The sequence below is a fragment of the Nocardia sp. NPDC060220 genome, from assembly GCF_042727815.1.
Classification (GTDB): Bacteria; Actinomycetota; Actinomycetes; order Mycobacteriales; family Mycobacteriaceae; genus Nocardia.
Window position 1 is genome coordinate 1 of record NZ_JBHWZY010000299.1, and the last position, 7383, is coordinate 7383.

Genomic DNA, 7383 nt, shown 5'->3' on the forward strand with positions numbered 1-7383 from the left:
CGGCCGACGCCTTTTCGTAGGCCTGTACTGGCCGAACGGCAGCCGATCGAGGGGTTGGGTAGAGTGCGCAAGGTGAGTTCGGGGCGGCACGCAGGGTGGCGTGCGATGGTGCTGGCGATGATTGCCTCGACGGCGGTCGTGGCCGGTTGCACGGCGAATCCGCCACCGCCGATCGAGTCCTCCGACTCTCCCAAGACCACCCAGGCCAAGCCGGGCAAGAACACCGTCGTCGTCGCGATCGACGACATCGGGATCGGGTTCAACCCGCATCTGCGCTCGGATCAGTCGCCGGTGACCAGTGCGGTGAGTTCGATGGTGCTGCCCAGCCCGTTCCGCGCCGCGCCGAGTCCCGTGCATCCCGGTCTGGTCGACTGGGTGCCCGATACCTCGCTGATCGTGTCGGCCGATGTGACGGCCCAGGAGCCGTTCACCATCACCTACACCGTGCGTAATCAGGCCAATTGGTCCGATGGCGCCCCGATCGCCGCCGAGGACTTCCGGTTCCTCTGGCAGCAGATGATCAGCCAGCCCGGCGTGGTGGACCCGGCCGGCTACCGGCTCATCTCCGATGTGGCGTCCTCGGGTGGCGGCAAGACGGTGACGGTCACGATGACCCAGCCCTACCCGGCCTGGCGTGAACTGTTCTCGAATCTGCTGCCCTCGCACCTGGTGAAGGACTCGCCGGGTGGGTTCACCAGCGGGCTGGTCGACAAGATCCCGGTCTCGGGCGGCAATTTCACCATCAAATCGGTCGATCGCGGACGCGACGAGATCCTGCTCGAACGCAACGACCGCTTCTGGGGCACCCCAGCCTCCCCGGATCAGATCCAGTTCCGTCGCGGCGGCACACCCTCGCAGCTGGCCGAATCGCTGCGCACCGGCGACGCGCAGATGGCGCTCGTGCACGGCGGCGTGGCGACCCAGGCGCAACTGGCCGCGATCCCCTCGGTGCGGACCACGATCATGCCGCAGGCCCGCGAACTGCAACTCGCGCTCAACGGCCGTTCCGGCGATCTCGCCGATGTCCGGGTCCGCAAGGCGGTGCTCGCACTGCTCGACCCCGCCCTGCTGGCGACCGTCGGTGCGCAGACCGGTGGTTGGGTAGAACCCGCACGCGCACAGGTGCTTTCGCCGTCGAGTCCCGGCTATGTGCCCACCGCGCCGCCGCGGATGACCGCCGATGAAGCGTTCGCACTGCTGGCCGAGGCGGGCTTCGGTCGCGCACCGGAGGCGCAGCAGACCGGTTCGCCCACCTCGCCCGCGCCGCGCCCGCGCTCGGTGGCGCGCAACGGTAAGGGGCTGTCGGTGCGGATCGGCGCCGTCACCGAGGATGCGTCGGCGCTGGCCGTCGCCAATACCGCCGCCGACCAATTGCGCAGTGCCGGTATCGATGCCACCGTTCGCGGCCTGGCCGCCGATGAGCTGTACGGCAAGGACCTCACCGAATCCTCGATCGACGCCATCGTCGGCTGGGAGCTCGCGGGCGGCGACCCCGCCACCGCGCTCGCCTCCCGCTACGGCTGTCCGCCCGTCGAACCGGCCGGCGCCGAAGGTCCCGCATTGGCCGCGGCCGAGGCGTATCGCAAGGCGCCCAGCAATATCGGCGGCGTGTGCGATCCGACTCTGCAACCCTCGATCGACGAAGCGCTGCGAGGGTTCGAGGTGCCGCGGATCCTGGCCGAATCCGAGCCACGGTTGTGGGAACTGGCGACCGTGTTGCCGATCGTGCAGGACAACGTCGTCGCGGCGGCCGGTCCGCGCGTCGACGGTGTGTCGCTGTCGGGCGCCATCCAGGTCGGCATCTTCGGTGATACAGCACAGTGGCGGAGGATCCCATGACCGAGACCGGCGGCCTGCTCCTGGTCCACGCCCACCCCGATGACGAAACCCTCACCACGGGCGGCACTATCGCGCACTACCGCCGCCGTGGTGTCCCGGTGACGGTGGTCACCTGCACGCTCGGCGAGGAGGGTGAGGTCATCGGCGAACGGTGGTCGCGCCTGATCGCGGCCGAAGCCGACCAGCTCGGCGGCTACCGCATCGGCGAACTCACCGCCGCGCTGTCGGCCCTCGACGCGGGCGAGCCGTGGTTCCTCGGCGGCCCCGGCCGGTGGCGCGATTCCGGCATGGCGGGCACGCCGTCGGCGGCGAACCCGCGGGCCTTCGTGAATTCCGGTGACGTCGCCGTCGACGCGCTCGTCGCGGTGATTCTCGAACTGCGACCCCGGGTCGTCGTCACCTACGACCCGCGCGGCGGCTACGGCCATCCCGACCACATTCGCGCGCACGAGATCACCACCGCGGCGGTCGTGGCCGCTGCCGAACAGGGCTGGGACGTCCCGAAGTTCTACTGGACCGTCACCGACGGCGATCTGCTGCGCCAGCACACCGCCGCGCTGGCTCGCCGCACCGTCGACGAACTGCCCGGCGCACTGCCCCCGGGCTGGCGTCTGCCCGTCGAGGCGGAACTGGCCGCCATGTCGACGAGCGGGGTGACCACCGTGGTCGACGTCTCCGACGCGGTCTCGGCCAAGCGTGCCGCCATGCGCGCGCACGCCACCCAGGTCACCGTCGCGCCGAGTGGCCGGGAATTCGCTCTGTCGAACAACATCGCGCTGCCGGTGCTGCCGGAGGAACATTTCAGGCTGGTGCGCGGTACTCGCGGCCAGCTCGGCGCCGATGGGTTCGAGCACGACCTGTTCGCCGGTCTCGATTGAGTAGCTAGCCACAGGGTTGCCATCGTGCCTCGGCGCGCGGGCCGGTACCGTTCCGGTGTCCGCGTTCTCGGGTGTTCTCACACGATGGGTGGGGTGTCATGACCGCTGTGGGTGATCGACCGGATCTCGACGCCGAGGACGCCGGGTATCACAAGTCCCTCGGCAGACGTCAGCTGATGATGATCGCGATCGGCGGCGCGATCGGCACCGGCCTGTTCCTGAGTTCCGGTGGCAGGCTGGCCAGTGCGGGGCCCATGCTGTGGGTCGTCTACGCGGTCTGCGGCGTGTTCGTGTTCTTCATCCTGCGCGCACTGGGCGAGCTGGTGCTGCACCGCCCCACCTCCGGTTCGTTCGTCTCCTACGCGCGCGAATTCCTCGGGGAGAAAGCCGCTTTCGTCGCGGGTTGGATGTATTTCCTGAACTGGTCGATGACCGGCATCGCCGACTCCACGGCCATCGCGCTGTACTTCCACTACTGGCAGCCGATGACCTCGGTACCGCAGTGGGTGCTGGCGCTGATCGCCTTGGTGATCGTGCTGATCGTGAACCTGGTGAGCGTCAAGGCATTCGGTGAGCTGGAGTTCTGGGCCGCGCTGGTGAAGGTGACCGCGCTGTGTGCCTTCCTGGTGATCGGCACGGTGTTCCTGCTGGGGCGCTTCACCATTCGTGGTGAACAGACCGGCCCGCCGATGATCTCCGAGCACGGTGGCATGTTCCCGACCGGCATCCTGCCGCTGGTGCTGGTCACCTCGGGCGTGATCTTCGCCTATGCCGCCGTCGAATTGGTCGGTACGGCGGCGGGGGAGACCAAGGATCCCGAGAAGCTGATGCCGCGGGCGATCAACTCGGTGATCCTGCGGATCGCGGTGTTCTACGTCGGATCGCTGCTGTTGCTCGGACTCCTGCTGCCGTACACGTCCTATCACGCGGGGGAGAGCCCGTTCGTCACGTTCTTCGCCGCGCTCGGCGTGCCCGGCATCGGCTCGCTGATGAATATCGTCGTGCTCACCGCGGCGTTCTCCAGTCTCAACGCCGGTCTGTATTCGACCGGGCGCATTCTGCGTTCGATGTCGATGCGCGGTAGCGCCCCTCGGTTCACCTCGGTGATGAGCAGCCACGGCGTGCCCTACGGCGGGATCCTGCTCACCTTCGGCGTCGCACTGCTCGGGGTGGTGCTCAACGGGTTCGTTCCGGATCAGGCCTTCGAGATCGTCTTGAATGTGGCCTCGCTGGGCATCCTGGCGTCGTGGGCCACCATCGTGCTCTGTCAGCTGCGGATGTGGCACCTGTGGAAGCGGGGGCAGCTCGAGCGGCCCGCGTTCCGGATGATGGGCGCGCCGTACACCGGCTGGGCCACGCTGGCCTTCCTGTGCACGGTGCTGGTCCTGATGGCGATCGACCGCCCGGTCGGGACCTGGACGGTGGCGAGCCTGCTGGTGATCGGGCCCGCGCTGCTGATCGGCTGGCGGTTCTCCCGGGCGCGGGCGGCACAGCAGACCGCATCGGCCGAATAGACTCACGCGCATGGTGACCGATCGCGATCAGCCCACCGCCGTGCTGCGGTCCGCACGCATCTCCGGCGTGGCGGATCCGCTGATCTCGGGACTCATCGTCGTGCTGCTGCTGGTCGACGCGCTGATCACCCTGGCCGTCGAAGTGCTGTTCCTGCCCCTGTATATCGGCTCGCTGGCGTTTCCGGTGGTGGCGCTGTTCGCCGCACCCATCAACATCGCGCTGGTCTACGGCATGGAATCGGTGACCGACCGGATCGGCTTCACCTTCGCCCCGATCGTGGTGTGGGTGTTCGGGTTCCTGGTCTGCGCCTCGCGTGGCCCCGGCGGTGACATCATGCTCGGCAGCGACGGCCGCACCCTGTTGCTGTTCGCCTGCGGTGTGCTCGCGCCCGCGGGGTACCTGTACTACCGGTCGAACGTCAGCCGGTAGCTTTCGTCTTCTGCCACGGCCACCGCCCGGTCAGCTCGAGTTCGAGCGAGTAGCTCAGGAACGTCCGCACCAGCACGATCAAGGCCAGCACGCCCACACTGGTGAACGTCGGCGCGATGGCCACCGTGCGGATGATGTCGGCCGCCACCAGGAATTCAAGTCCGAGCAGGATCGCGCGGCCCAGCCCGCGCCGATAGGTGCCGTAGGCGAGCTCGAACTCCTCGTGCCCGGCCAGCTGTCGCAGGAAGCGGACCGTGCCGACGAACGCGCCGATGACGATAGCCGCGACGCCCGCGGCGTCCAGCACTTTGCCCGCGTTCTCGATAACCTCGGTGAAATGCACGAATCACCCCTAGCGTCAGCGGCACGGCGATCGAATCGAACGCTACGCCGCGTCGCTGTCGCCCGCGTCGCTATCGGGCTCGGCGGGTCTTGCCGGACCTTTCAGCGTGTGCCGAGTCCGCCCGGGGTCACTTCTTCGATCAGCGCCGCGGCCGCAGCGATCGGGATGTCGACCACCGGATAGGCCTTCTTGCCCGCGGCGGTGGCCGCGACGACGGTGGCGAGTCCGGCGCGGCGCTGCCAGAAGGTCTGCCGCACAGTCCACCCGATGATGCCGGGAGCTTCGAGGCAGTCCCGATTGCGGTCGAGGCTGCCGCGGCGGGTGATCAGCCAGGTCGGGCCGGTGGTGCCGGGGAGCACGCGGTGGCCGAGGCCGCGATAGCGGTCCTCGGCGAGCAGGGCCATGACGACGGCGAAGACCACCGGGAAGGTCCAGGCCCACGGTGCCAGATGGCCACCCGTGAGCACGACGGCGAGCATGGCGACGACAACGATCCCGACGGGCCACGCGGCGCGGGTGTAGCGGCGACGGCGGGCGGCGGGTCCGTGTCTGCGCAGGTCGACGGTGCCCAGGGCGGAACCGGTGATCGGTTGTGGCGCGGCCGAATCGGCCGATACTTTCGCCTGCGAGGCGCGACGGCTGCGGAGTAGTTCGTCGAGGGTGCGTTCGACGGCGACGCGGGGCGCCTGGGGAAGGATCTTCTGGCGGGGGTTCTCGCCGGTCATGATCATTTCCAGCTGGGCGGCGCGGGCGGCGCGCAGCAGGAGCGGTTCGTTGAGGGTGGCGCCACGGAAGCGGGCGAGGTCGAGGGTGATCTGGCGGGTGGTGAACAGTCCGTGGCGCAGGTGCAGGGTGGTGCCGTTGTCGAGCACGCGCAGGCCGAACCAGGTGGCGAGGTACTGGCCGCACGCGGCGAGGCTCACCAGCGCCAACGTCAGCACGGTCAACCCCGCGATGGTGATCGTGACGATCGCCGCGGTGTCGTCGTCGAGGTGCTGCACGACAGCGCTTTCCGACAGCACGTCGATCACCCCGTATTGCGCGCCGAGCCCCGCGATCGGCGCGACGACAGCCAGTCCGGTCAGCGACAGCGGCGCGTAGCGCACCCACGCCGCCCGCCAGTGCCCGATCTCCACCCCGGACTCGGCGAGCGCGTCAGGGCGCGAAACATGCGGTGCACCGGCCACATCCACGTGGGCGGGCGCGTGTTGCCCGGTGTGCGAGAGCAATTCGGCCCGCAGCGCCGGGATCTGACTCGTATCGAGCGCGTCGAGCTTGAACTCCTCGCCCTTGTCGGTCTGCTTCCCGGTGCCGATCGCCAGCACCGCCAGCCCCAGCACCCGGTGCAGCAGATCGGCTTCCACATCCACCGACCGGATGCGCGGCCTCGGCACCGACAAGGTCCGGCGCGCCACGATTCCACTGCGCAGTTGCACGTGATCGGCGTCGATCCGATACGACGTGGTGAACCAGCGCGCGATACCGAACGCCGCGACCAGCACCACCGGGATGAGACTCCACAGCGGATTGCCGCTGGTCGTGCCGACGATGATCGAACCGAGCAGCACCGGAATGTATTTCATGATCTCGTTGACCGGATACACCAGCAGCATGCGCGGGTCGAGGCGCTGCCATTCGACGGGCTGGATCACGTCGCGTCCCCGCGGTGCTGCGCGGCGATCGCGGTCAGCCGCAGCACCGTCTCCTCGGCCACCGGCAGGTCGAGCGCACTGATCTTCACCGCCCCGGCCGACGACGCGGTGGTCACGGTGACCGTCGCCAGCCCCAGGATCCGTTCCAGCGGCCCACGCTCGGTGTCCACGGTCTGTACCCGCGAGATCGGCGCGACCCGTGACTCCTGATCCAGCCACCCCACCCGCGTGTACACGGCCTCATCGGTCACCTCCCACCGATGCACCGCGTAGCGCCACACCGGGATCACCACGACGGCGAGCACCGCGAGCACCACGAGCATCAGCCCGGCGAGCACCTGCCAGCCGCGACGGTCCCCGTCGAGCACCGCCCACACCCCGAGCGCGATGAACAACACCACCACGCCGATCGTGTTCTCCAATGCCCACAGCAGCTTGGCCTTGGCACTCGGACGCCAGGCCGGTTCGGCCAGGATGGTGGAACGCGGCAGTGACATGCTGCCCATGGTTCCATGCGCGTGCGACGGTTTCACCCCGTCGGGAATACGCGTGGTCACGGTGGAGGTTGTCGTCGGACAAGGACGACCACGCCGCGCCCGCCGTGGGCCCGTGACCTCACCGACCACACGTCCGGGGAAGAAGTAGCGCATGATCGACGGGGTGACCGATCTTCCGAAGCCGAGCGTTCCGATGTCGCCGCCGAGTCCCGCCGCGATGCGACGGGCCC

At 68.8% G+C, this 7383-nt stretch carries 7 protein-coding genes; 4 read left to right on the top strand and 3 right to left on the bottom strand.

Annotation, left to right across the window (positions count from 1 at the left end):
- Window positions 1-105: 105 nt before the first annotated feature.
- The 4 genes from ACFWF3_RS17095 (at window position 106) to ACFWF3_RS17110 (ending at window position 4661) form a co-directional block, all read left to right on the top strand.
- Complete coding sequence (locus ACFWF3_RS17095) at window positions 106-1839, top strand: ABC transporter family substrate-binding protein (RefSeq protein ID WP_379314421.1); 1734 nt, start codon at window positions 106-108, stop codon at window positions 1837-1839.
- On the top strand, window positions 1836-2717 hold the full coding sequence (gene mshB / locus ACFWF3_RS17100) for an N-acetyl-1-D-myo-inositol-2-amino-2-deoxy-alpha-D-glucopyranoside deacetylase (protein ID WP_379314418.1): 882 nt from the start codon (window positions 1836-1838) through the stop codon (window positions 2715-2717). The genes ACFWF3_RS17095 and mshB overlap by 4 nt, the downstream gene beginning before the upstream one ends.
- 98 nt (window positions 2718-2815) lie before the next feature.
- Complete coding sequence (locus ACFWF3_RS17105) at window positions 2816-4231, top strand: amino acid permease (protein WP_379314419.1); 1416 nt, start codon at window positions 2816-2818, stop codon at window positions 4229-4231.
- Between the two features lie 10 nt (window positions 4232-4241).
- A complete protein-coding gene (locus ACFWF3_RS17110) occupies window positions 4242-4661 on the top strand; it encodes a hypothetical protein (protein WP_378993334.1) in 420 nt (139 codons plus the stop codon).
- Here the strand turns inward: ACFWF3_RS17110 and ACFWF3_RS17115 are convergent.
- From ACFWF3_RS17115 to ACFWF3_RS17125, 3 genes are all read right to left on the bottom strand, one after another.
- A complete protein-coding gene (locus ACFWF3_RS17115; protein ID WP_379314420.1) occupies window positions 4651-5004 on the bottom strand; it encodes a DUF1622 domain-containing protein in 354 nt (117 codons plus the stop codon). The genes ACFWF3_RS17110 and ACFWF3_RS17115 overlap by 11 nt on opposite strands.
- Window positions 5005-5105: 101 nt before the next feature.
- On the bottom strand, window positions 5106-6617 hold the full coding sequence (locus tag ACFWF3_RS17120) for a PH domain-containing protein (RefSeq protein WP_379314422.1): 1512 nt from the start codon (window positions 6615-6617) through the stop codon (window positions 5106-5108).
- 35 nt (window positions 6618-6652) lie between these two features.
- Window positions 6653-7153, bottom strand: coding sequence for a PH domain-containing protein (locus ACFWF3_RS17125; RefSeq protein WP_379314423.1), 501 nt, complete (start codon window positions 7151-7153; stop codon window positions 6653-6655).
- Window positions 7154-7383 lie beyond the last annotated feature (230 nt).